This window comes from Pseudokineococcus sp. 5B2Z-1 (genome assembly GCF_037482305.1).
Taxonomy (GTDB): domain Bacteria; phylum Actinomycetota; class Actinomycetes; order Actinomycetales; family Quadrisphaeraceae; genus Pseudokineococcus.
The window spans coordinates 32,136-55,342 of sequence record NZ_JBBHZG010000007.1; the positions used below are offsets into that span (position 1 = coordinate 32,136).

At 76.1% G+C, this 23,207-nt stretch carries 22 protein-coding genes; 13 read left to right on the plus strand and 9 right to left on the minus strand.

Annotated features, from left to right (window positions below; all coding sequences use genetic code 11):
* From WDV85_RS15065 to WDV85_RS15085, 5 genes are all read left to right on the plus strand, one after another.
* Nucleotides 1–4,935, plus strand: a 4,935-nt coding sequence (locus WDV85_RS15065) for a ThuA domain-containing protein (RefSeq protein WP_339571404.1), incomplete at its 5' end; no start/stop codon positions are given.
* A 107-nt stretch (nt 4,936–5,042) separates the two neighbouring features.
* Nucleotides 5,043–5,777, plus strand: a complete 735-nt coding sequence (locus tag WDV85_RS15070; protein ID WP_339571405.1) for a hypothetical protein — start codon at nt 5,043–5,045, stop codon at nt 5,775–5,777.
* On the plus strand, nt 5,774–6,475 hold the full coding sequence (locus tag WDV85_RS15075) for a hypothetical protein (RefSeq protein ID WP_339571406.1): 702 nt from the start codon (nt 5,774–5,776) through the stop codon (nt 6,473–6,475). The genes WDV85_RS15070 and WDV85_RS15075 overlap by 4 nt, the downstream gene beginning before the upstream one ends.
* Before the next feature lie 77 nt (nt 6,476–6,552).
* On the plus strand, nt 6,553–7,554 hold the full coding sequence (locus WDV85_RS15080; RefSeq protein ID WP_339571407.1) for a sugar phosphate isomerase/epimerase family protein: 1,002 nt from the start codon (nt 6,553–6,555) through the stop codon (nt 7,552–7,554).
* A 245-nt stretch (nt 7,555–7,799) separates the two neighbouring features.
* The gene (locus WDV85_RS15085; RefSeq protein ID WP_171201367.1) at nt 7,800–8,012 is read left to right on the plus strand and encodes a hypothetical protein; all 213 of its coding nucleotides are present in this window, start codon (nt 7,800–7,802) and stop codon (nt 8,010–8,012) included.
* 194 nt (nt 8,013–8,206) lie between these two features.
* Here the strand turns inward: WDV85_RS15085 and WDV85_RS15090 are convergent, their stop codons facing one another.
* From WDV85_RS15090 to WDV85_RS15100, 3 genes are read right to left on the minus strand one after another with little or no spacing between them, the layout of a single operon-like run.
* A complete protein-coding gene (locus WDV85_RS15090) occupies nt 8,207–8,755 on the minus strand; it encodes a hypothetical protein (RefSeq protein WP_339571408.1) in 549 nt (182 codons plus the stop codon).
* A gap of 42 nt (nt 8,756–8,797) precedes the next feature.
* Nucleotides 8,798–9,391 carry a bacterial proteasome activator family protein gene (locus WDV85_RS15095; RefSeq protein WP_339571409.1) on the minus strand — a complete coding sequence of 198 codons (594 nt, stop codon included), beginning with the start codon at nt 9,389–9,391 and terminating at the stop codon, nt 8,798–8,800.
* A gap of 13 nt (nt 9,392–9,404) precedes the next feature.
* Nucleotides 9,405–10,466 carry an NAD(P)H-quinone oxidoreductase gene (locus tag WDV85_RS15100; RefSeq protein WP_339571410.1) on the minus strand — a complete coding sequence of 354 codons (1,062 nt, stop codon included), beginning with the start codon at nt 10,464–10,466 and terminating at the stop codon, nt 9,405–9,407.
* A gap of 158 nt (nt 10,467–10,624) precedes the next feature.
* Here WDV85_RS15100 and WDV85_RS15105 point away from each other — a divergent pair, with 158 nt between their 5' ends.
* Nucleotides 10,625–11,539, plus strand: coding sequence for a hypothetical protein (locus WDV85_RS15105; protein ID WP_339571411.1), 915 nt, complete (start codon nt 10,625–10,627; stop codon nt 11,537–11,539).
* Between the two features lie 14 nt (nt 11,540–11,553).
* Here the strand turns inward: WDV85_RS15105 and mobA are convergent, their stop codons facing one another.
* Both mobA and WDV85_RS15115 read right to left on the minus strand, forming a co-directional pair.
* Nucleotides 11,554–12,147: a molybdenum cofactor guanylyltransferase gene (gene mobA / locus WDV85_RS15110; RefSeq protein WP_339571412.1), complete on the minus strand. Its 594-nt coding sequence runs from the start codon at nt 12,145–12,147 to the stop codon at nt 11,554–11,556.
* A gap of 282 nt (nt 12,148–12,429) precedes the next feature.
* Nucleotides 12,430–13,275 (minus strand): aldo/keto reductase, encoded by an 846-nt coding sequence (locus WDV85_RS15115; protein ID WP_339571413.1) that lies wholly within the window; start codon nt 13,273–13,275, stop codon nt 12,430–12,432.
* A gap of 340 nt (nt 13,276–13,615) precedes the next feature.
* Between WDV85_RS15115 and cysK the strand changes: the two genes are divergently transcribed.
* Nucleotides 13,616–14,545: a cysteine synthase A gene (gene cysK / locus WDV85_RS15120; RefSeq protein ID WP_339571414.1), complete on the plus strand. Its 930-nt coding sequence runs from the start codon at nt 13,616–13,618 to the stop codon at nt 14,543–14,545.
* 125 nt (nt 14,546–14,670) lie between these two features.
* On the plus strand, nt 14,671–15,222 hold the full coding sequence (gene epsC, locus WDV85_RS15125; RefSeq protein ID WP_445263360.1) for a serine O-acetyltransferase EpsC: 552 nt from the start codon (nt 14,671–14,673) through the stop codon (nt 15,220–15,222).
* 54 nt (nt 15,223–15,276) lie between these two features.
* On the opposite strand, the gene WDV85_RS15130 is transcribed toward epsC, so the two are convergent.
* Nucleotides 15,277–15,726: a MarR family winged helix-turn-helix transcriptional regulator gene (locus WDV85_RS15130; RefSeq protein WP_339571416.1), complete on the minus strand. Its 450-nt coding sequence runs from the start codon at nt 15,724–15,726 to the stop codon at nt 15,277–15,279.
* Between the two features lie 130 nt (nt 15,727–15,856).
* Between WDV85_RS15130 and WDV85_RS15135 the strand changes: the two genes are divergently transcribed.
* The 5 genes from WDV85_RS15135 to WDV85_RS15155 all read left to right on the plus strand — a co-directional run bounded on the left by WDV85_RS15135 (nt 15,857) and on the right by WDV85_RS15155 (nt 20,229).
* Nucleotides 15,857–16,693, plus strand: a complete 837-nt coding sequence (locus tag WDV85_RS15135; RefSeq protein ID WP_339571417.1) for an alpha/beta fold hydrolase — start codon at nt 15,857–15,859, stop codon at nt 16,691–16,693.
* A gap of 162 nt (nt 16,694–16,855) precedes the next feature.
* On the plus strand, nt 16,856–17,545 hold the full coding sequence (locus WDV85_RS15140) for a response regulator transcription factor (protein ID WP_339571418.1): 690 nt from the start codon (nt 16,856–16,858) through the stop codon (nt 17,543–17,545).
* Nucleotides 17,542–18,972, plus strand: a complete 1,431-nt coding sequence (locus WDV85_RS15145; RefSeq protein ID WP_339571419.1) for a sensor histidine kinase — start codon at nt 17,542–17,544, stop codon at nt 18,970–18,972. Before WDV85_RS15140 ends, WDV85_RS15145 begins: the two co-directional genes overlap by 4 nt.
* A 139-nt stretch (nt 18,973–19,111) precedes the next feature.
* Nucleotides 19,112–19,540 carry a hypothetical protein gene (locus WDV85_RS15150; protein WP_339571420.1) on the plus strand — a complete coding sequence of 143 codons (429 nt, stop codon included), beginning with the start codon at nt 19,112–19,114 and terminating at the stop codon, nt 19,538–19,540.
* Nucleotides 19,541–19,545: 5 nt separating this feature from the next.
* Nucleotides 19,546–20,229, plus strand: a complete 684-nt coding sequence (locus WDV85_RS15155; RefSeq protein WP_339571421.1) for a DedA family protein — start codon at nt 19,546–19,548, stop codon at nt 20,227–20,229.
* Here WDV85_RS15155 and WDV85_RS15160 read toward each other — a convergent pair.
* From WDV85_RS15160 to WDV85_RS15170, 3 genes are read right to left on the minus strand one after another with little or no spacing between them, the layout of a single operon-like run.
* Nucleotides 20,226–21,374, minus strand: a complete 1,149-nt coding sequence (locus WDV85_RS15160; protein ID WP_339571422.1) for a Gfo/Idh/MocA family protein — start codon at nt 21,372–21,374, stop codon at nt 20,226–20,228. The two genes, WDV85_RS15155 and WDV85_RS15160, sit on opposite strands and share 4 nt — an antisense overlap.
* Entirely contained in the window at nt 21,371–22,249 is an 879-nt protein-coding gene (locus tag WDV85_RS15165; protein ID WP_339571423.1) for a ThuA domain-containing protein, read from the minus strand. The genes WDV85_RS15160 and WDV85_RS15165 overlap by 4 nt, the downstream gene beginning before the upstream one ends.
* A 49-nt stretch (nt 22,250–22,298) precedes the next feature.
* A complete protein-coding gene (locus WDV85_RS15170; RefSeq protein WP_339571424.1) occupies nt 22,299–23,162 on the minus strand; it encodes a carbohydrate ABC transporter permease in 864 nt (287 codons plus the stop codon).
* Nucleotides 23,163–23,207: the final 45 nt, after the last annotated feature.

Here is a 23,207-nt window from a genome sequence, read left to right on the forward strand (position 1 = left end):
CCCGCCGCGGCGGCTCCCGCGGCGGCCGCCGACCAGGCGCCGGGCGAGGCGCCGGGCACGACCACGGCCGCCGCGAGCGGCGAGGCGGTGCTCGCGCCGCCGGCCGTGGGCGAGGGGCGCTTCGACGTCCTCGTCTTCTCCAAGACCGCGGGCTTCCGCCACGGGAGCATCGAGGAGGGCATCGCCGCCATCGAGCTCCTCGGCGAGGAGAACGACTTCGGCGTGACGGCGACGGAGGACGCCTCCGTCTTCACCGAGGAGGGCCTCGCGCCCTACGAGGCGGTCGTCTGGCTGTCCACCACGGGCGACGTGCTCAACGACGACCAGCAGGCGGCCTTCGAGGCGTACATCACCCAGGGCGGCGGCTACGCCGGCGTCCACTCGGCCTCGGACACCGAGTACGACTGGGAGTTCTACGGCGACCTCGTGGGCGCCTACTTCTCCTCCCACCCGGCGCAGCAGAGCGCCGACGTCCTCGTCGAGGACCCCGTGCACCCCTCCACGGCCGACCTGCCGACGACGTGGAACCGCTTCGACGAGTGGTACAACTTCCGCACCAACCCGCGCGAGGACGTGCACGTGCTGGCCTCCCTCGAGGAGGACTCGTACGACGCCGGCGGCGGCGCCATGGGCGACGACCACCCGATCGCCTGGTGCCAGGAGGTCGACGCGGGCCGCAGCTGGTACACCGCGCTCGGCCACACCGAGGAGTCCTTCGTCGAGGAGCAGTTCCTCGGCCACCTCCTCGGCGGCATCGAGACGGCCGCGGGCGCGGTCGGCGCGGACTGCACCGCGACCTCCGACGACTCCTTCGAGAAGGTGTCGCTGGACGAGAACACCTCCAACCCGATGGAGCTCGACGTCGCCGACGACGGCCGCGTCTACTACATCGAGCGCAACGGCGAGGTGCTCGTCATCGAGCCGAGCGGCGCCGTGCGCACCCTGCTCGAGCTCGACGTCACCACGGTGCAGGAGTTCGGGCTGCTGGGGATCGTGCTCGACCCCGACTTCGCCGAGAACGGCTGGATGTACCTGTACTGGTCGCCCACCGGCTCGGACGTCGACCGGGTCTCCCGGGTGACCGTGGAGGGCGAGGGCGCGAGCAGCACCATCGACCCGGCCAGCGAGGTCACGGTGCTCGAGGTCCCGGTGCAGCGCGCCCAGTGCTGCCACGCGGGCGGCGCCATGGCCTTCGACACCCAGGGCGACCTCTACATCGCGACGGGCGACAACACGAACCCGTTCGAGTCGCAGGGCTACGCCCCGCTGGACGAGCGCGAGGGCCGCTCGGCCTTCGACTCCCAGCGCACGTCGGGCAACACGAACGACCTGCGCGGCAAGGTGCTCCGCATCACCCCGCAGGACGACGGCTCCTACACGATCCCCGAGGGCAACCTCTTCGAGCCCGGCACGGAGCTGACCCGGCCCGAGATCTACGGCATGGGCTTCCGCAACCCGTTCCGCATCGGCGTCGACCCGCTGACCGACCAGCTCATGGTCGCCGACTACGGGCCGGACGCCGGCTCGTCGAGCGCGGCGCGCGGGCCCGACGGCCGGGTCGAGTGGCAGATCCTCCAGGAGCCCGGCAACTACGGCTGGCCCTACTGCCACGCCGACAACGCCGCGTACGAGGACTGGGACTTCGCGACGAACACCGGCTCCGGCCGCTTCGACTGCGACGACCTCGTCAACGACTCGCCGAACAACACGGGCCTCACCGAGCTGCCGCCGGCCATCCCGGCGCAGATCTGGTACGGCCGCGAGGCGACGTCGTCGTACCCGGGGATCGGGACGGGCGGGGCGCCGATGGCCGGCCCGGCCTACGTCTACGACCCGGAGCTGGAGTCGAGCCGCAAGTGGCCGGCCTACTTCTCCGACAAGGCGCTGCTCGGCGAGTGGAACACCGGACAGCTCTACACCGTGCAGCTGTCGGAGGACCGGCTGAGCCCGCTGAAGGTCACCGAGCTCCTGCCCGAGGGCCTCATCATCAAGCCGATGGCCTGGGACTGGGGCCCGGACGGCGCGCTGTACATGATCGACTGGGGCTCCGGCTTCGGCGGCAACAACGACGACTCCGGCGTCTACCGCATCGACTACCTCTCGGGCAGCCGGGCACCGGTGGCCAGCGCCACCGCGGACGTCACGAGCGGGCCGCTGCCGCTGGAGGTCACCTTCAGCAGCGAGGGCACGTTCGACCCGAACGGCACCGACCTCACCTACGCGTGGGACCTCGACGGCGACGGGACGGTCGACTCCACGGAGGCGGACCCGACCTTCATCTACACCGAGGCCGGCGCGTACCAGGCGCTGCTCACGGTGACCAACGAGGACGGGCGCTCGGCGACGGTCGCCGTCAACATCGCGGCCGGCAACACGCGGCCGACGGTGGACATCACCGGTCCCGTCGAGGGCGGCTTCACCGAGTTCGGCGACACCGTCGAGTACGCCGTCGAGGTCACCGACCCCGAGGACGACGCGGCGGGCGTGGACACCTGCGCCGGCGTGGTCGTCAAGCCGGCTCTGGGCCACAACGACCACGGCCACCCGGGTGAGCAGGAGAACGGCTGCACGGGCGAGTTCGTGGCGACGATCGACGACAGCCACGGCCCCGAGGCCGACGTCTTCGTCATCGTCGAGGCGGACTACACCGACGCCGGCGCGGACGGCGGCGCCCCGGCGCTGACCGGGTCGGACCTCATCACGCTCCAGCCCAAGACCAAGCAGGCGGAGTACTTCGAGGAGACCGGGCGCGTCGAGGACGCGACGGGCGGCGGCGACCCCGGCGTCCAGCGCGAGACCACCGGCGACAGCGCCGGCGGCTTCCAGAACATCGGCTACGTCGAGGACGGCGACTACGTCGCCTACTCGCCCGTCAACCTCACCGGCATCGACGCCGTCACCGTCCGGGCCGCGAGCCCGGGCGCCGGGGCCACCGCCGAGCTGCGCTGGGACGCGGCCGACGGCCCCCTCGTCGGCACGGTCGAGCTGGAGGGCACCGGCGGCTGGCAGCAGTACGCCGAGGCCACCGGCGAGCTGACGGACGTGCCCGAGGGCACGGGGACGCTCTTCGTCGTCTTCCGCTCCACCGACGGCGCGACGGGCAGCCTCGTCAACGTCAACTGGTTCGAGTTCGAGGGCAAGGGCGTCAGCGCCAACAGCGCCCCCACCCTCGACGCCCTGACGGCCACGCCGTCCGAGGGGCCGGCCCCGTTGCCGGTGACGCTCTCGGCCGAGGTGAGCGACCTGGACGGTGACGACGTCATCGGCTCGTGGACCACCGGCATCCCCGGTGACGCGCCGCGCGAGGGCCTCACCACCGAGGTCGTCTACGAGGAGGTCGGGGACTACACGGCCACCTTCCGGGCGACGGACAGCCAGGGCGCGTTCCGCACGGGCACGGTCACGGTCTCGGTCGAGCCCGTGCGCCCGGGCCCGTGCGCCGAGGGCCGCTCGGACGAGTTCGACGGCACGGAGCTCAGCACCTGCCGCTGGCAGGTCGTCCGGCCCGAGCCCGAGGCGCTGAGCGTCGCGGACGGGCAGCTCGAGCTGCTCACGCCGGACGGGGACGTCTACACGACCCCGAACGGCGACGTCACCAACCTGGTGCTGCAGCCCGCCCCGGCGGGCGAGTTCTCGGTGACGACGAAGCTGGACACCTCCGCCCTCGTGGAGCAATACCAGCAGGGCGGCCTCATCGCCTACCTGGACGACGACAACTACGTGAAGCTCGACCACGTGGTGACGAGCGCCCTCGGCGCCGACTCGATCGCGTCGTCGGTGGAGCTGCGCTCCGAGGTGGGCGCGGCGATCCAGGACCCGCAGCCGAGCTCGGGGGCCATCGCCCCGGGCGAGGTGTGGCTGCGCCTCTCGCTCGAGGGCACGATCTTCACCGGCGAGTGGTCCACCGACGGGGAGACCTGGGAGGGCGGTGAGTCGGCGCAGGTCGACAACGCCGCCATCGCCCGCGACCCCGAGCTGCGGGTCGGCGTCTTCACCATCGGGACCGACCAGTCGGCCCGCGTCCCGGTGACTTTCGACTTCGTCCGCTTCACCCCGGACGAGGTCACCCCGCCGCCGTCGGGCGACGACACGACGGCCCCGTCCGTCACGGCGTCGCTCGAGCCGGCCGAGCCCACGGGCGCGGAGGGCTGGTACACGAGCCCGGTCACCGCGACCGTGGTGGCCGACGACGGCGACGGCAGCGGTGTCGAGACGATCGAGTACCAGGTCGTCCCGGCCGAGCAGGCCGGCACGTGGGACGAGGACGCCAGCGTCGTCGAGTACACCGAGCCGGTCGTGGTGGCGGACGACGGGGACTGGGCGATGCACGTCCGGGCCACGGACGCCGCGGGCAACACCTCCGCCCCGGTGGTCGTCGACCTGCGGATCGACACCACGGCGCCGACGGCGACCCTCTCCGGCGTCGAGGACGGCACCGTCTACGGCTCGTCCGAGCTGCTGGACGTCGCCCTCGAGGCGGAGGACGCCACGTCGGGCCTCGCGTCGACGACCCTCGCGGTCGACGGCGAGGAGGTCGGCGAGGACGGCGTGGCGCTGTGGACCCTCGAGCCGGGCGAGCACCAGGTCCGGGGCACCGCGACGGACGTGGCGGGCAACGTCACCGAGGTCACGGCGCGGGTCGTCGTCGAGGTGACGGCGGCGGACGTCCGCGCGGTCGTGGGCACGCTGGCCGAGGCCGGCGCGCTGGACGAGCGCACCGAGCGGCGCGCGCTCCAGACCATGGACCGCGTGGACCGGTTCCTCGACCGGGGTCGCGGTGACCAGGCGGTGCGCCAGCTCGAGATCCTCGAGCGCTCCGTCAGCCGCACGGCCGACGAGGGCGAGGGGCGCGACGTGCTCCTGGCCCAGATCGGCTACCTCGTCACGGCCGTCGAGGCCGACCCGGCTGCGGCCAGGGGCGGGGACGACGGCTGATGGTCGACCGCACCAGCGCTCGGGCGGGCGCCACCTCGCGTGGCGCCCGCCCGGGCGGTGCACCACCCGCGGGGGCTCCGGCCCCCACCAGGGGGCGTCGTCGTGGCGTGCTCGTCGCCACGGCGCTCGTCGGGGTCGCCGTCGGCCTGGGCGCCGGGCTGGGCATCGGGCTGGGCGGCGGTGACGGGGCCTCGGCGCAGCCGTCGGCGGGCGCCACGGCTCCCGCCGGCACGAGCGCCGACGGCGCGCTGACCGACGAGGAGCGCGTCGCCCAGCGGGCGGCCGAGCTCCGCGAGGAGTCCGCCGCTCGCGACGCCGACGCCTTCGACGCGCTCGTCGTCGAGGTGGAGCAGGTCGTCGCCGACCTGTCACCCGTGGTCGAGGGAGCGGCCGAGCACGCCCGCGAGGGTGCCGGGCCGCCCTCGCCCGAGGAGGCCGCGCAGTGGGTCGTGACGGTCGACGCCGTGTCGGCGGCGCGCGGGGACCGGACGAGCGCCGGGACGGACGTCAACCTCGTCGGGACGTCCGTCGACGCCGCGCTGCTCTCCCTCGAGGCCTCTACCGACGCCTTCGCCCAGGCCGCGGCGCTCGCCGAGCGGGGCGACGACCCGACGGGGACGCAGCGCACCGCCGTCGGCGCGCTGCGCTCGGGCGTCGTCGCGTGGTCCGTCGGCGCCACCCAGCTCGACGCGTCCAGCGTCGAGCGCGGCCTCGGCCACCTCCACGCCTACCTGCCCGGGGTGCCGGGCAGCGGGGCCATCACCGCCGACGACGAGGCCGAGGGCGAGGCCCACCAGGACGGCGACGCCGAGCACGACCACGACGACGAGGGGGAGCAGTGACACCCACGCGACCCGCGGGGCCTCGCCCAGCGGCGGAGACGGCCGCCGCGCGCGGAGCCGGCGCCCTCGTCGGCGCGCGCGCCCTCGTCGTCCTCCTAGGAGTCCTCGCCGTCCTCCTCGGCGCGCCGGGCGCGGCGCAGGCCCACGGCGGGCCCATCGTGGTCGACGTGGCGGGCGACGGCGCCGGTGGGCTCACCCTCGTGGCCACCTGGCGCGAGGACGGCCACCCGGTCGGCCCCGAGGTGGAGTTCACCGGTCGGGCGACCGGGCCGGAGGGGCGGGTCGTCGACGACATCGCCTTCGAGCTGCTGCCCGAGGGCGAGGCCTTCCGCGCCGCGCCGGCCGTGCTCCCGGCGGGGGAGTGGACGGTCGAGCTGCGGGCCTCCGAGGGCAGCGACGAGACCTTCGAGGCGGTGGTGACGTCGACCGGCCTCCCCACCCCCACCCCGACGGCCACGGAGGCGGCCGAGGGGGGTGCGTCCACGACGGCGGCCCCGCCGTCCGCCGAGGCCCTCCCGCCGGCCGGCGGAGGAGAGGCCGCGACCGACGTCGAGCCGCTCGCGGGCGTCGACGCCGCTGCTGACGACGGCGGCGGCGGGGCCCCGGTGGGCCTCCTCGTCGGGGCCCTCGTGGCAGCCGTCCTCGTCGTCGCCGGCGCCGTGGTGCTCCGACGACGCGCCCGGCACCCCACCGGCTGACCACCTCGCCGCACGACCCACGACGTCCGGGCCAGCAGAGCGCCCGGCGACCCGACGCCCATCCGCAGGAGGACGCCATGCCCCGCCCGATCACCCTGTTCACCGGCCAGTGGGCCGACCTGCCGCTGGAGGAGGTGGCGCGCCTCGCCAGCGGGTGGGGCTACGACGGCCTCGAGCTGGCCTGCTGGGGCGACCACCTCGACCCCTGGCGCTGGGACGACGCCGACTACGTGCAGGGCCGCCTGGACCTGCTCGAGCGCCACGGCCTGCAGCTTCATGCCATCAGCAACCACCTCAAGGGCCAGGCGGTCTGCGACGACCCCATCGACCAGCGCCACCGCGACATGCTCCCCGACGTCGTCTGGGGCGACGGCGACCCCGAGGGCGTGCGCCAGCGGGCGGCCGAGGAGATGAAGAACACCGCCCGGCTGGCCGCGAAGCTCGGCGTGAAGACCGTGGTGGGGTTCACCGGGTCGAGCATCTGGAAGTACGTGGCGATGTTCCCGCCCGTCTCGGCCGAGCTCGTCGACGCCGGCTACCAGGACTTCGCCGACCGCTGGAACCCGATCCTCGACGTCTTCGACGAGGTCGGCGTCCGCTTCGCCCACGAGGTCCACCCCAGCGAGATCGCCTACGACTACTGGACGACCGTGCGGGCGCTGGAGGCCATCGGGCACCGGGAGGCCTTCGGCCTCAACTGGGACCCGAGCCACTTCGTGTGGCAGGACCTCGACCCCGTGGCCTTCCTGTGGGACTTCCGCGACCGGATCCTCCACGTGGACTGCAAGGACGCGAAGCGCGCGACCGGCAACGGCCGCAACGGGCGCCTGTCGAGCCACCTCCCCTGGGCGGACGGGCGCCGGGGTTGGGACTTCGTGTCCACCGGCCACGGGGACGTCCCGTGGGAGCAGTGCTTCCGCATGCTCAACCAGATCGGCTACGAGGGACCCATCAGCGTCGAGTGGGAGGACGCCGGCATGGACCGCCTCGTCGGGGCGCCCGAGGCCCTGGAGATGGTGCGCCGTCTCGCCTTCGACCCGCCCGAGGCCGCCTTCGACGCCGCCTTCTCCACCCGCTGACCGCCACCTCCGCCGACGCCGCCCCCGCACCCCGGGGGCGGCGTCGTCGCGTCGGGGCACGCACCCGCGCGGCCGCCCCGGTCGGTAGCGACGGACGGCCCGGTGGGTGCCCGGGGCGACCGGTGGCGGCCAGCCGGGGCCGGTGCTGCACTGGTCGTCCGGCCCTGATCCCGCCGGCCCGGCGCGCCGACCCCGGCACCGGCGCCCCGCGGCACGCACCTGCCGGACGTGCGAGGGAGACGGCCATGACCACGACGGGACCCGCGAGGCCCAGGCTGCGCGACCGGGCGCTCGGCGCCCTCACCTTCTTCTACGGGCCCGCGGACCACCGCGAGCTGCCCGACGACCCGCGCCGGACGACGGGGCGCGTGGGCGAGGACGTCGGCGACGGCCTGCGCCGCCGCGGTGAGCCCGGGAGGTACTACGCCCAGCGCGACGACGACGGCGCCGCCCGCTGACGCACCCCGTCCGGCCCCCGGCTGGGCTCGCCCGGGAGGGCGACATGGCCACACATCGCCCTGTGTGAGCGTGTCGGAGGGCGACATGGCCACACGTCGCCCCCGCGCGGGCGCTCCGGGGGGCGACATGGCCACACGTCGCCCCCGCGCGGGCGCTCCGGGGGGCGACATGGCCACACGTCGCCCCGAGGGCTTCAGGCCCCGCCGTCCCCGGACGGCGGGGCCTGCTCCGCGCCGAGGTGCCGGCGCGCCGTCGCCGCCGCCCGGGCCGCGGCGCCGGCGCGCTCCAGGGCGACATCGGGCCGCGCGCCGCGGAGGCTGACCCGCGCCATCGTGGCGGCCTCCGCGGCGGTGGCCACGGTGGTGCCGACGCGCGAGAGCCTGCGGTGCAGCTCGTCCGGGAGCCCTGCCGACGCCGGCACGGCCGGGACGTCGAGGCCCTGGCTCGGGGCGGCCCGCTGCGCCGCCAGCGCGAGGCCGCGCACCTCGTCGAGGACGGCGACCAGCTCGGTGCCCGTGCCCGCCAGGGCCTGCGCGACCCGGGCCCTGGGGTCGTCGGCGCCGTCGGCGGCCACGCCGTCGAGGACCTGGTGGTAGCGGTCGACGGAGCGGTGCACGCGGTCGTGGGCCCGGCGCCACACGCCCTCGCCGATCGCGGCCTCGAGGGCCCGCTCCTCGCGACGCCGCACGAGCCCGGGGGCCAGCCGCCCCCACCACGGCGCTGCGCGCCCTCCGGCGCTCACGCGCGTCGCCTGTCAGCGCTCACGCGGCTCCGCCCGCCGCCGTCAGAGGTACTGACCGGTGCCCGGCTGGCCGGGCTGCGCGCCCGGCTGCCCCTGCGCCACCGGCGGGACGGGCCCACCGGGGCCTGCGCCCTGGCCGCCCTGGCCGCCGGGGAGCGCGCGCCGCATCTGCTCGAGCTGCGCCCGCGCCGCCATCTGCTGGGCGAAGACGGCGGTCTGGATGCCGTGGAAGAGGCCCTCGAGCCAGCCGACGAGCTGGGCCTGGGCGATGCGGAGCTCGGCGTCGCTGGGCGCCTCGTCGGGGGAGAAGGGCAATGAGATGCGCCGCAGCTCCTCGACGAGGTCGGGGGCCAAGCCGTCCTCCAGCTCGGCGAGGGAGCGCTGGTGCACCTCCGCGAGGCGGGCGCGGCCCTTGTCGTCGAGCGGCGCGCTGCGCACCTCGTCGAGCAGCTGCTTGACCATGCTGCCGATGCGCATGACCTTGTCCGGCCGCTCGACCTGCTCGGCCGGGTTGGGCGCGTCGCCGCCGGCGACGCCCATGCCCTGCTGCGTCATGACGACGACGGGCTGCTGGTCCTGCCCCTGCTGGTCGGGGCCGGGGCGCTGCCCCTGGCCGTCCTGCGGTCCCTGGGTCATGCCCTGCCTCCGCTCATGAGGTGCTCCCGAGGTCGTGGTCGTCGAGGGCGCCGCCGCTCGTGCCGGCGCCGTCGGCGCCGTCCGGGGCCTCGTCCGGGCGCGCCAGCAGCAGCACCTTGCCGATGTGCGAGGACTCCTCGAGCACGGCGTGGGCGCGGGCGGCGTCGCCCAGCGGCATCCGCTCGTGGACGACGGGGCGCACCCGCCCCTCCTCGACGAGGGGCCACACGTGCTCGCGGACCGAGGCGACGATCGCGGCCTTCTCCTCGCGGGGCCGCGCCCGCAGCGACGTCGCCATGACGGCGGCGCGCTTGGCCAGCAGCGCCCCGAGGTCGAGCTCGGCGCGCCGGCCGCCCTGCATGCCGATGACGACGAGGCGCCCGTTCGGCGCGAGCACCGCGACGTTGCGCTCGAGGTACGCCGCGCCCACGACGTCGAGGACGACGTCGGCGCCGCGGCCGTCGGTGGCGGCGCGCACCTCCTCGACGAAGTCCTGCTGCGTGTAGTCCACGAGCACCTCGGCGCCGAGCTCGCGGCACGCGTCGAGCTTGCGGGCGCTGCCCGCTGTCACGGCCACGCGCGCCCCCCAGGCCCGGGCCAGCTGGACGGCGAAGGTGCCGATGCCGCTGCCGCCGCCGTGCACGAGCAGGAGCTCGCCCTCGCGCAGGCCGGCGGAGATGAAGACGTTGGACCAGACGGTGCAGGCCACCTCCGGCAGCGCGGCCGCGTCGACGAGGGAGACGCCCCGCGGGACGGGCAGCAGCTGGCCGGCGGGGACGACGACGCGCTCGGCGTAGCCGCCCCCCGCGAGCAGCGCGCACACCTCGTCGCCGACGGACCACCCCTCGACGCCCTCGCCGAGCTCGGCGACGGTGCCGGAGCACTCCAGGCCCAGGGTCTCGGGCTCGCCGGGCGGCGGCGGGTAGTGGCCCTGGCGCTGCATGACGTCGGCGCGGTTGACGCCGGCGGCGGCCACCTCGACGACGACCTCGCCGGGGCCGGGTGAGGGGTCGGCGACCTCGGTGACCTCGATGGCGTCGGGCCCACCGGGCTCGCGGACGACGGCTGCTCGCACGTCCGCCACCCTCGCACGGGGGTCCGACGGCCACACCCGGGCGGCGCTACCGGGGGAGGCGCCGGGTGGCCGGGCGGTCGGGTGGTCGGCGGCAGAGCGCGGGCGCGAGGGCGTCGGGTGCGGCGACGATGCGACCCCGCCACCCGAGGAGGACCGCCGTGCCCCGACGACGTCCGCTGCTGCCGGAGGACCTCTCCGGCGCCACCGCCGAGGACCTCCTCGCGGCCCTGCGCCGGGCGCGCGGCGGCGAGCTCGACCGGCTCGTCGGCCGGCTCGTCGCGGCCGGTGAGGTGGGGGACCGGCTGCTCGCGGAGGTCCTCCCGCTCGCGCGTCCCTCGCTCGGCGTCGCGGTGGCGGCCGGGCTGGGGGACGTGCGGGGGCCCGCGGGTGACGCCGCGCTGCGGGAGGTCCTGCACGTCGGAGGGGCGGGCACGTCGGACCTGCGCACCGTCGCGACGCTCTCCCTCGCCAAGCGCGGGGGTGCGGCCGCGAGCGCCGACCTCGTGAGCGCGTGGGGCGCGCGGGACTGGGGCACCCGGATGTCCGCTCTGCACTGCCTCGCCGCCGTGGGTGACGACCGCGCTGCGTCGTCGGTGCACGGGTGGCTCGCGCGCCGCCTGCGCGCCCGGCGCGCCCAGGCGATGGCCATGCCCACGGACGTCGTCCTGGGCCTCGCCTACCTCCTGCGCCACGCGTCGCCGGACGCGCCGGCGCTCGTCGCCCTGGTGCGCGAGCGCTGGGCCCGGCTCGAGCCGGAGGAGCAGGAGTGGGTCGGGGAGCAGTGGCCCGGCGCCGCTCCCGGAGGGCCCCCGCCCGAGGAGGTGGCCGTCCCCGACGCCGAGCTCCTGCGGGGTCGCGTCGCGGACGACGCCCTCCTCGGGCCGTCCGACTGGTCGGGCTCGTGGGAGGACGCGGTCTGGACGACGACCTCGGTGGACGTCCCCGACGGCCGGGGCGGCGTCGCCGCCGCCTCCGTGGCGCACCTCGCCGAGCACGCGCCGGAGATCGAGCACCTGCTGCGCGCCCTCGCGGCCGGGGCGCCGCACGACGGGACGGGTCGCCCGGGCGCCTGAGAAGGGCGGCGGGCTCAGGCACCCAGGCGCCGTCGGGCCCGCTCGAGCGCGGCCGGGTCGTCGACGTCGAGGCCGGCCGCCTCGCCCACCTCCACCTCCACCGTGCGGAGGCCGTGCACCAGGGCTCGCGCGGGCGCGTCGACGAGCGCCAGCGGGTCGAGGCCGGCCAGGTGCGCGGCGCGCACCGCGACGAGGAGGTGCTGGCGACGACCGTCGGGGTCGACGGCCACCGCAGCGCCCGCCGCCGGGTCGCCGTCCAGGGCGGCGAGGAGGAGCGGCAGGGCCTCGCCCGCCCACGGGGCGTCGCCCGGGACGACGGCGACGACGTCGGGCGCCGTGGTGCCGGCCAGGTGGCGCGCGCCCGCGAGGACGCCCGCCGCCGGGCCGGAGCCGGGCGGGTCCTCGAGGACGACGTCCGCCCCGCCCGCCCCGTCGCGCCGGGACGGCGGGCCGACGACGACGAACGGCGCCCCCGGCAGCGCCGCGGCGACGCCGTCGAGGCACCGGACCAGGACCGGCCGTCCGCCGAGGTCGGCGGCGAGCTTGTCGGCGCCGAACCGCCGCGACGCGCCTCCCGCGAGGACCACGACGCCCACCCCTGCCTGCACCCGCCCAGCCTGCCCGAGGGGGCGCGGACGCTGACGAGGGCGGGACCGCGCGTGCGGTCCCGCCCTCGTCGTCGTCCTGCTGGACCTGTTCGTCGCTCGTGACCGTGCACGGTCACGAGCGACGAACAAGTCCAGCAGGACGACGACGAGGGCGGGACCGCGTGTGCGGTCCCGCCCTCGTCGTCGTCCTGCGGGACCTGTTCGTCGCTCGTGACCGTGCACGGTCACGAGCGACGAACAGGTCGTCCTGGGCGGCGCACCGCCCGGGACCTCACTCGGTCGTCAGCTCGGGATCATGTCGAACGTGTCGGGGTTCGGGCCCGTGCGGCCGTCCTCGCCCTTGTCGAGCGCGGTGATGCGGCGGACGTCCTCCTCCGTGAGGCCGACGTCGAAGATGTCGAAGTTGGCGCGCACGCGCTCGGGCGTCACCGACTTCGGGAAGATGATGTCGCCGCGGGCGATGTGCCACGCGAGCGTCACCTGCGCGGTGCTCTTGCCGACGCGCTCGGCGATCTCGCTGATGACCGGGTCCTTGAGCACCCCGCCCTGGGCGATGGGCGACCAGGCCTCGGTCGCGATGCCGTGCTCGCTGCCGTAGGCGCGCACCGCCTCGTTGGTGAAGTACGGGTGCACCTCGATCTGGTTGACCGCGGGCACGACGTCGCACTCGCGGGCCAGGCGCTCGAGGTGGTCGACCTGGAAGTTCGACACGCCGATGGAGCGGGCGCGGCCGTCGGCCTTGAACTTCTCCAGGGCCTTCCACGTCGACACGTAGTCGCCGTCGTACTGCGTCGGCAGCGGCCAGTGGATGAGGAAGAGGTCCACGTGGTCGGTGCCGAGGTCGGCGAGGGTCTGGTCCATCGCCCGCTCCGCGTCGTCCGGGCGGTGGAAGCCGTTGTTGAGCTTGCTCGTGATCCACACGTCCGAGCGGTCGAGGTCGGAGGACGCGACCGCCGCGCCGACCTCCTTCTCGTTGCCGTACATCTCCGCCGTGTCGATGTGGCGGTAGCCCGCGTCGAAGGCGGTGAGGACGGCCTGCTCGGTGTTCTCCGGCTCGATCTGGAAGACGCCGAAGCCCAGCTGGGGGATGGCGCGCCCGTCGTTCAGCGTGATGGTGGGGACAGCCACAGGGGTGCTCCTTCTCGCTCGTCGTGCTCGTCTCCCGCGCGCCGGCGCAGCGGCCGGGCGCGGGCTGCCGGTCGAGCCTGGCGCAGCCGGGGCGGTCCGGCCCGTCGAGGGCCGGTCGCGCCGTGACCGCGCCGTGACCGGCGCACCCCCGCCCCAACAGCCCGCGCCCCCTGGTGTTCCCGCGCCCTCCGACCGGGCGAGGGGCGTCCCAGCCCGTGAGACGAGCGGTGTCCCGGGGACGCCGTCCGCCCCCTCGTGCGTTTGCATCCACCGAGCAGCACCGTCCCGGTCGGGAAGCATCGGGACGGCACCTGACCCCGACCTGCCGAGGAGCCCTCCGGTGCCCATCTACGACGACGTCACGCAGCTCGTGGGCGGCACGCCCCTCGTGCGCCTCAACCGCATCACCGACGGCGCCCGCGCGACCGTGGCGGCCAAGCTCGAGTTCTACAACCCCTCGAGCAGCGTCAAGGACCGCATCGGCATCGCGATGGTCGACGCCGCCGAGCGCTCGGGCGAGCTCAGGCCGGGTGGCCGGATCGTCGAGGCGACGAGCGGCAACACGGGCATCGCGCTGGCCATGACGGGCGCCGCCCGCGGCTACCAGGTCGTCCTGGCCATGCCCGAGACGATGTCGAAGGAGCGCCGCGCCCTGCTGCGCGCCTACGGTGCCGAGCTCGTGCTCACGCCGGGCAGCGAGGGCATGCGCGGCGCCGTCGCCAAGGCCGAGGAGCTGGCGGCCGAGGACGGCTCGGTGCTCGCGCGCCAGTTCGAGAACGAGGCCAACCCGGAGATCCACCGGCAGACCACGGCCGAGGAGATCTGGAAGGACACCGACGGCGAGGTCGACGTCGTCGTCGCGGGCATCGGCACGGGCGGCACCATCACCGGCGTCGGCCAGGTCCTCAAGGCGCGCAAGCCGGGCCTGCGGGTCGTCGGCGTGGAGCCGGCCGAGTCGCCGATCCTCAACGGCGGCCAGCCCGGGCCGCACAAGATCCAGGGCATCGGCGCCAACTTCGTGCCCGGCATCCTCGACACCGACGTCTACGACGAGGTCGTCGACGTGGACGCGGAGACCTCGGTGCGCTGGGCCCGCCGCGCCGCCGCGGAGGAGGGCATCCTCGCGGGCATCTCCTCCGGCTCGGCGCTCTACGCCGCCGTCGAGGTGGCCAAGCGCCCCGAGATGGAGGGCAAGACGGTCGTCGTGATCATCCCGTCCTTCGGCGAGCGCTACCTGTCCACCATCCTCTACTCCGACCTCATGGAGTGAGCGGCTCCGTGACGACGACCTCCGACCGCCGGGGCGCCCGCCGCGCCCCGGCGGTCGCCGGCGTCCAGGGCGCGCCCGCCCCGGCGCCGCACGTCCCCGACGACCGGCTCACCTGGCGCGAGCGGCTGCGCGAGGACCTGGACACGGCCGCCCGGCGCGACCCGGCCGCCCGCGGCCGCGCCGAGCTCCTCCTCGCCTACCCCGGTCTGCACGCCGTCTGGGTGCACCGGCTGTCGCACCGGCTCTGGCAGCGCCCCGGCGGGCGGCTGCCCGCGCGCGTCCTCAGTCACGTCTCGCGGTCGGTGACGGGCGTGGAGATCCACCCCGGCGCGACGATCGGGCGCCGCTTCTTCGTCGACCACGGCATGGGCGTCGTCATCGGCGAGACGGCCGAGGTGGGCGACGACGTGATGATGTACCACGGCGTCACGCTCGGCGGCCGCAGCCTCCAGCGGGGCAAGCGCCACCCGACGGTCCACGACGGCGTGACGCTCGGCGCGGGGGCGCGGGTCCTCGGCGCCGTCGTCGTCGGTGCGGGCGCCCAGGTGGGCGCCAACGCCGTCGTCGTGCGCGACGTCCCGGCCGGTGCCGTGGTCGTCGGCGTCCCCGGGCGGGTCGTCGAGCGGGCGCCCGCCGCTGCGGCCCACGACGACGTCGACCCGGCCATCTGGATCTGACGGCGGCCCCGCCTCCGCCCCCGGGGTCGCCCCCGGTCGGGCCGGGGAGGGGCGTCAGCGCTCCGTGCTCGCCTGCAGGGCTCCGGCGAGCTCGTGGAGGCGCCGCACGAGATCGTCCTGCTCGCCCTCGGTCAGCCCCGAGGCGGCGGTGACCCGCGCCGGCACGTCGGCCAGCTCGTCCGCCAGCCCGCGCCCCGCGGCCGTGAGCGCGACGAGCACCGTGCGCTCGTCCTGCGCGCCCCGGTCCCGGGTGAGCAGGCCCTGGGCCTCGAGCCGCTTGAGCAGCGGCGACACCGTGTTCGACGAGAGCCCGAGGCGCCGCGCCAGCGCCATCACCGGCGCCGGGCCGTCCTGCCGCAGCACCGACAGCACCGTGTACTGCGGGTAGGTGAGGCCCGAGCCCGCGAGGAGCGTCCGGTAGGTGGCGTCCATGGCGTGGGCCGCCCGGTAGAGCGCGAGGCAGAGGCGCTCGTCGACGGGGACCTCGCTCTCCGCTGCTGCCACCTGCGGAGGGTAGTGCGCCCGGGCCACGTCCCGGCTCACGTCGTGCGCGACACAGTCGCCCTCGTTAGCGTCGTGCGCGATACACCTCCCGCCGCCTGCGGCGGGCCCGTCGAGCGAGAGGACGCGCACCATGGCCGAGGTCACCGCCCACCACGGGCTCTTCAAGGACACGCACCTGCACGTCGACGACACCGGCGGCACCGGCCGCCCGGTCGTGCTCATCCACGGCTGGCCCCTGTCGGGCGAGTCGTGGTCCGAGCAGGTCCCGGCGCTCGAGGCCGCCGGCTACCGCGTCGTCACCTACGACCGCCGGGGCTTCGGGCGCAGCGACAAGACCCGCAGCGGCTACGACTACGACACGCTCTCCGACGACCTGCAGGCGCTGCTCACCGAGCTCGACCTCACCGACGTCACCCTCGTCGGGTTCTCCATGGGCGGCGGAGAGGTGGCGCGCTACGTCTCCCGCCACGGCCAGGACCGCCTGCGCAGCGTCGTCTTCGCGGCCGCCGTCCCGCCGTACATGGCGCAGACGGACGACAACCCCGAGGGCCCGCTCGACGACGCCACGGCGCAGCAGTTCGAGGACGGCCTGAAGAGCGACCGCTCCGCCTTCTTCGACCAGTTCACGACGCAGTTCTTCTCCGTCGGCGACGACCTCAAGGTCACGGAGGCGCAGCGCCAGCAGGCGATCGCGCTGTGCGAGCAGTCCGACGAGAAGGCCACGCTCGAGTGCATGGAGGCCTTCGGCACCACCGACTTCCGCGGCGACCTGCCGTCGGTCACGGTGCCGACGCTCGTCCTCCACGGCGGCGGCGACGGCGTCGTGCCCTTCGAGGGCTCGGGTAAGCGCACCCACGAGGCGATCGCCGGCAGCGAGGTGCACGTCGTCGACGACGCGCCGCACGGCTTCAACGTGAGCCACGCGCGCGAGTTCAACGCGGCGCTGCTGGACTTCCTCGCCCGCTGACCCCGGCCGGGCGGCGCTCGACCTCGACGCCGCCGACCGACCGTGCAGGGCCCGGAACCGCCACCGGCGGGGCCGGGCCCTGCGTCGTCCCGGCCCCGGCAGTATCGGCCCCGGCGGTCACGACCTCGCGCCGCCCGCTGGCGCGCCGGGCAGGATGCGTGAGTGGACGGGGTGCGGGTGCTCGTGGTCGAGGACGACCGCGTCCTGCGTCCGTCGCTCGAGCGCCTCTTGCGGCAGGCCGGCGCGCAGGTCGTCACCGCCGCCACCGGCGCCGAGGCCCTGCGCGCCGTCGGTCCCGGCCCCGCGGCGCCCTTCGACGTCGTCGTGCTCGACATCGGGCTCCCCGACTCAGACGGGCGCGACGTCTGCCAGGCGGTGCGCGCCCGCGGCGTCGAGGTACCCGTGCTCTTCCTCACCGCCCGCGAGGGCAAGCACGACCTGCTGTCCGGCTACGCCGCCGGGGGCGACGAGTACCTCGCCAAGCCGTTCCACGCCGGCGAGCTGCTGGCCCGCCTCGGCGCGCTCGTCCGCCGGTCGACGCCGCGCCGGCCCCCCGCCCCGACGGGGCTCGTGCTCGACCCGGCCGGCCACGCCGTCACCGGCCCCGGGGGCGAGCAGGCGCTCACGCCCACGGAGTACCGGCTCCTCGCGGCCCTCCTCGCGGCCGCCGGGCAGGTCGTGCGGCGCCACGAGCTCGTGCGGGCCGGGTGGCCCGACGGTGCGCACGTGGCCGAGAACACCCTCGACCAGTACGTCGCCCGCCTGCGCCGGCGCACGGCCGCGGTGGGGGGCGGCGCCGCCATCACCACCGTCCACGGGGTGGGCTACCGCGTCGACGGCGACGCGGGATGAGCGGCGGGGCGTCGCGGGTCGGCTCGTGGTGGCGGCGCCGGGCCGGCACGGCGAGCCTGCGCAGCCGCCTCGCCTGGGGCGCCACCCTCGTCGTGGCCGCCTGGGCGCTCCTCCTGGCGGTCGGCGCCTACCTCCTGCTCGGCGAGGCCCTGGAGGAGGAGGCCGAGGGGGTGCTGCGGGCCCGCGCCCAGGCCGTCGCGGCCACCGTCGCCGTCGACGCGGGAGGCGCCGTCGAGCTGCGCGAGGGCGGCGACGACTCGGCGCTCGACGTCGGCACCTGGGTGTACGACCCGGACGGCGCGGTCGTCGAGCGGCCCCCGCAGGCGAGCGAGCGGATCGACGAGATCGCGGGCCGCCTCGCGCGGCGAGCGGCCGACGAGGGAGCGGAGGTCGTCGTCGACGCCGGGCTCGTGACGCCCACGCGGCTGCTCGCCCTGCCCGTCGGGACCAGCGGCGGCGGGGCGACGGCGGTCGTCGTCACGAGCGCCTCCTTCGCGCCGTACGAGGGGCTGCGCGAGCTGGCGGCGGCGGGCTCGGCCGTCGCCGGGCTCGCGCTCGTCGTCGTCGTGCACCTCGTCCTGCGGGCGACCGTGGCGCGGGCGCTGCAGCCGGTGCAGGACATGACGGCGCAGGCGGCGCGGTGGAGCGCCGACGACGTCGACCGCCGCTTCGGCGCCGCGCCCCGGCCTGCGGAGCTCGCGGCGCTGGCCGCCGTCCTCGACGGGGTGCTCGACCGCGTGGGTGCGGCGCTCCGCCACGAGCGCACCTTCACCGCCGAGGTCTCCCACGAGCTGAGGACGCCCCTGGCCCGCGTGCGCGCCGAGGTGGACTGGCTCCGGCGCGCCGGCGGCGGCGGCGAAGACGTCGAGCGGGGGCTCGCGACGCTCGACGAGGCGGCCGCGACCCTCGAGGGCGTGGTCGTCACCCTGCTCGACACGGCCCGGGCGTCCTCGAGCCGGGCGCCGGGGCGCGCCGCCGCGCGCCCCGTCCTGGAGAGGCTGGCGGGCGCCGCCCGCGAGCGGCGGCCGGAGGTGGACGTGGAGGTGGCCGACGACGTGGCCGGAGAGGTGACCGGCGACGTGGCCGGGGACGTCGTCGTCGGCGTCGACGCCGCGGTGCTCGAGCGGCTCCTGCAGCCGGTCGTCGACAACGCCGTCCGGCACGCGCGCTCGCGGGTGCGGCTGTCGGCGGCCTCCGCCCCCGACGACGGGGTCGTCGTCGCGGTCGACGACGACGGGCCCGGCATCCCGTCGCACCTCCTCGAGGAGGTGTTCGTGCCGGGCGTGCGCGGGGACCCCGGTGACGGCCACGACGGCGCGGGGCTGGGGCTGGCGCTCGTCCGCCGGCTCGCGCGGGCGGCGGGCGGGGACGCGCACGCGGAGGGGCGGCCGGGCGGGCGCGTCGTCGTGCGGCTGCCCCGCGGTTGAGGGCCTCCCGGGCCGCAGCGGGCGTTCAAGCGGCTGTCAGGTGCTTGCGCCGACCCTGGGGTCGACAGCGACCCCGGCGCCGCCCGCCCCTGCTCCCGCCCGTCGCGGCGCCCGCACCACGAGGCCCAGGAGATCCGCCATGACCACCACCCGCACGGCCACCGACCGCAGCGCCACCGGCTCCTCGCGTGGCGGCGCCCTCCTCGTCACCCTCGCGGCGCTGTCGGTGCTCGCCGAGCTGTGGCAGTTCGTCACCGCCGGCCAGCTCTTCCCGGGCGACAGCGCCCTGATCTACCACCAGGCCGGCGCGATCGTGCTGCACGTCGCCTCGGGGCTCACGCTCGTCGCCGCCTTCCTGGCCTCCCGCCGCGGAGCCGCGCCGACGTGGCTGTGGGTGCTCGCCGGGGTCGTCTTCGCCCTCACCTTCGTCCAGGCCGCCACCGGCGGGCGCGACACCCTCTGGATCCACGTCCCGGGGGCGATGGTCGTGACCGTCGGCTCGGTGTGGGTGCTGGCGGCGTCCACCGGCCTCGCCCGCGGGGCGTCGGCGGCGCGCGCCGGGGCGTGAGCGCCGTGAGCGGCCTCGTCGACCACCTGCTGCAGGCCCCGGCCTGGGTCGTCTACCTGGCCGCCTTCGGCGTCGTCTTCGCCGAGGCCGCCGTCTTCCTCGGCTTCGTCGTGCCGGGGGAGACGGCGGCCGTGCTCGCCGGCGCCGCCGCCGCCCTCGGCCACGTGTCGCTGCCGGTGGTGCTCGTGGTCGTCGCCCTCGGCGCGATGGCGGGCGACGCCGTCGGCTACGCGGTCGGGCGCCGGCTCGGGCCCGCCGTCCTGGACCACCGGTGGCTGGCGCGCCGCCGCGCGGCCCTGGACCGCGCCGCCGACCTCCTCGCCCGCCGCGGCGGCCCCGCCGTCCTCCTCGGCCGGTGGACCGCCTTCCTTCGCGCCGTCACGCCGGCTCTCGCGGGCAGCGCCCGCATGCCGTTCCGCCGCTTCCTCCTGTGGGACGTGATGGGCGGGCTGCTGTGGACGGGCGTCGTCGTCACCGTCGGCTACCTCGCCGGCACCTCCTACGCCTCCGCGGCGTCGCGGCTGGGGGAGGGCACCGCCGCGGCCGCCGTCCTCGTCCTCGTCGCCGCGGTGATCACCTGGCGGGTCGTGCGGCACCGTCGCTCGCGCCGCGGTCAGCCGGGCGGCGGAGACGGCGAGGGGGACGACGGCGCGCCCCAGGAGCGGGGCACGGCGGCGCTGCGCCCCTAGCGCGCCGCCAGCGCGCTGCGGACGTCCGGCCACGCGCGCAGGCGCTCGCGGACCCGCTCGTCGCGCTCGGCGGCCACCGCCTCGGCGCGGGCGCCCTCGAGCAGCTCGTCGAGGTCGACGACCCGCCCGGTGCCCGCCGAGGCCACAGCCGCCTCGACCACCGCGAGGCTCATGGCGTTCTCGTGCACCTCACCGCTCGGCGCCTCGCCGGTCCGCAGGGCCGCGCCGAAGACGGCGAGGGCGCCGGCGATGCCGTCGTAGGGCGAGCGCGGCCCGGCGAGCAGCGCGTCCACCCCGGCCCGGACCTCGGCGGGCGCGTCCTCGGCCACGACGACGACGGGCTCGTCGTCGCCGTCCCAGCGCACCGAGCCGTGGGCGCAGCTGGCGGTCCACCGCCCGTTCCACGAGGTCTCCTCGCCCGGCGCGCACCAGGAGCCGGTGTAGGAGTAGCGGGCCCCGCCGCCCGTGGTGACGACGGCCGCGGCGCTCGCGTCGCCGCGGTACCAGCTCCAGGGCGGGTTGGACGTCGTGCACCACACCGCGGCGGGCTCGTCGCCGAGGACGTGGCGCGCGGTGTCGAAGGCGTGGATCGCCATGTCGACGAGGAGCGGGTGGTCCATCTCCTCGCGGAAACCCCCGAAGCGGGGCGCGCGGAAGAACTCCGTCGTCAGGGTGCCCGCCCCGCCGAGGAGGGCCACGGCGTCCCGGAGCAGCGCCACGTGCGGGTTCCACCGCCGCGACTGGCTGACCATGAAGAGCTCACCGGTCACCTCCGCCGCCGCGACGAGCGAGAGCGCCTGCGCCAGCGTCGCCGCCGCCGGCTTCTCGCCGAGGACGGGCAGGCCGGCCGCCAGCGCCGCCGTCGTCACGGGGTGGTGGGCGGCCGGGACGGTGACGTCGACGACGGCCCGCGCACCGGTCGCGCGCGCCAGCTCGACGGCGTCGCGCCCCAGCGGCAGGTCGGGTCGGCCGAGGTCCGCGGCGGCGCGGCGGGCGGCGTCGAGGTCGAGGTCGACGAGGCCGACGAGCTCGGCGTCCGGGGACGCCTCGAGGACGTCGAGCCAGGCCCGGCCCATGCCGCCCGCCCCGACGGAGACGACCGGCAGCCGCTCGTCGGGGGCGAGGTCGAGCCGGCGGTGGCTCACGCCCCGTCCTGCCCGGCCACGCGCGCCGCGGGGTCGACCGCGCCCGTGTAGCCGTGCCCGCTCCAGAAGCGCTCGGTCTCGTAGCGCAGCAGCACCGGCGCCGAGCGCTCGCGGCGGTCGCTGGCGGCCCACTCGACGCCGTTGGAGATGACCCGGCGGACGCCCTCGTGGAAGTACACGGGGTAGTCCTGGTCGCCGGGGGAGAAGTAGAAGACGCGCCCGTGGCCGCGCTTGAACGTGCACCCGGAGCGCATGACCTCCCCGCCCGAGAACGTCGAGAGGAAGACGAGCTCGTCGGGGGCGGGGATGTCGAAGTGCTCCCCGTACATCTCGTCCTCGTCGATGACCATCGGGTGCGGGACGCCGCGGGCGATGGGGTGGGTCGGGTCCACGGTCCACACGAGCTCGCGGTCGTGCGCGCTGCGCCACCGCAGCGTGCACGAGGTCCCCATGAGGCGCGTGAAGATCTTCGACCAGTGCCCGGAGTGCAGGACGATCAGCCCCATCCCGGCGAGGACGTGCCGGTGCACGCGCTCGACGACGGCGTCGTCCACCTCGTCGTGGGCCGCGTGGCCCCACCACGTGAGGACGTCGGTGCCGGCGAGCACCTCCTCGGTGAGGCCGTGCTCGGGGTCGTCGAGCGTCGCCGTCCGCACGACGGCGCGCTCGCCGAGGTTGGCCTCGACGCCCGCGGCGATGGCGCCGTGCATGCCGTCGGGGTAGCGGGCGGCGACCTCGGGCTCGCATCGCTCGTGGCGGTTCTCGCCCCAGACGAGGACGCGCAGCGGCTCCTCTCGGCGCGCCCGGAGGGGCAGCGGCGCCGGGTCGGGGCCGGCGGCGCCGTCCTCCGAGGTGCGGTACGTCGTCTCGCTCATGCGCTCCTCCAGGAGGTGGGGTGGTGCCCGAGGTGCTCGCGGCTGCTCGTCACTTGACCGCGCCGCCCGTGACGCCCGCGGCGACGTACCGCTGGGCGAGGACGAGGAGCGCGATGGCGGGCAGCGAGGCCATGACGGCGGTCGCCATGACGGTGCTCCAGTCGCTCACGTAGGTCCCGATGTACTGGTAGAGGCCCAGCGTGATGGGTCGGACGTCGGCCGTCGTCGTCAGCGTCAGGGCGAAGAGGAAGTCGCCCCAGGCGAAGAGGAACGTGAAGAGCCCCGCGGTGATGAGCGCGTTGCGGCTGATGGGCAGCACGACCGAGACGAACGCCCGGATCGGTCCCGCGCCGTCGACGCGGGCGGCCTCGACGAGCGAGGGCTCGAGGCTGCGCATGAACGCGAGCAGGATGAGGATCGCGAAGGGGATGCCCGCCGTCGCGTCGGCCAGCACGAGGCCGCCGACGGTGTTGAGCAGGCCGAGGTCATTGTAGGCGCTGTACAGGGCGTTGGCCACGATGATGCCGGGGATCATCTGGCTGATGAGGACGCCGAAGAGCACGACCCCCGCGTAGCGGATGCGGAACTGCGCCAGCGCGTAGGCGGCCGGGGCCGCGATGACGAGGCTCAGGGCGACGGCGCCGAGCGAGACCACGAGGCTCGTCACGAGGTTGCCGCTCTGCTGCTCGAAGGCCGTGCGGTAGCCCTCGAGGCTCAGCTGGGCGGGGAACCACGACGTCCGCGACGCCGAGCCCGCCGGCTGCAGCGAGACGTTGAGCATCCAGTACAGCGGGAAGAGAAGGACCGCGAGGAGGACGACGCCGCCCGCGGTGGATCCCCAGCTGCGGCGGCGACGACGCTGCTGGGGGGCCGGGCCGGCGTCGGGCACGGGCACGGACGCGTTCAGCGACATGGGTGCTCCAGGGGGGTCGTCGCCGTGAGGGGGGCCGGGGAGGGC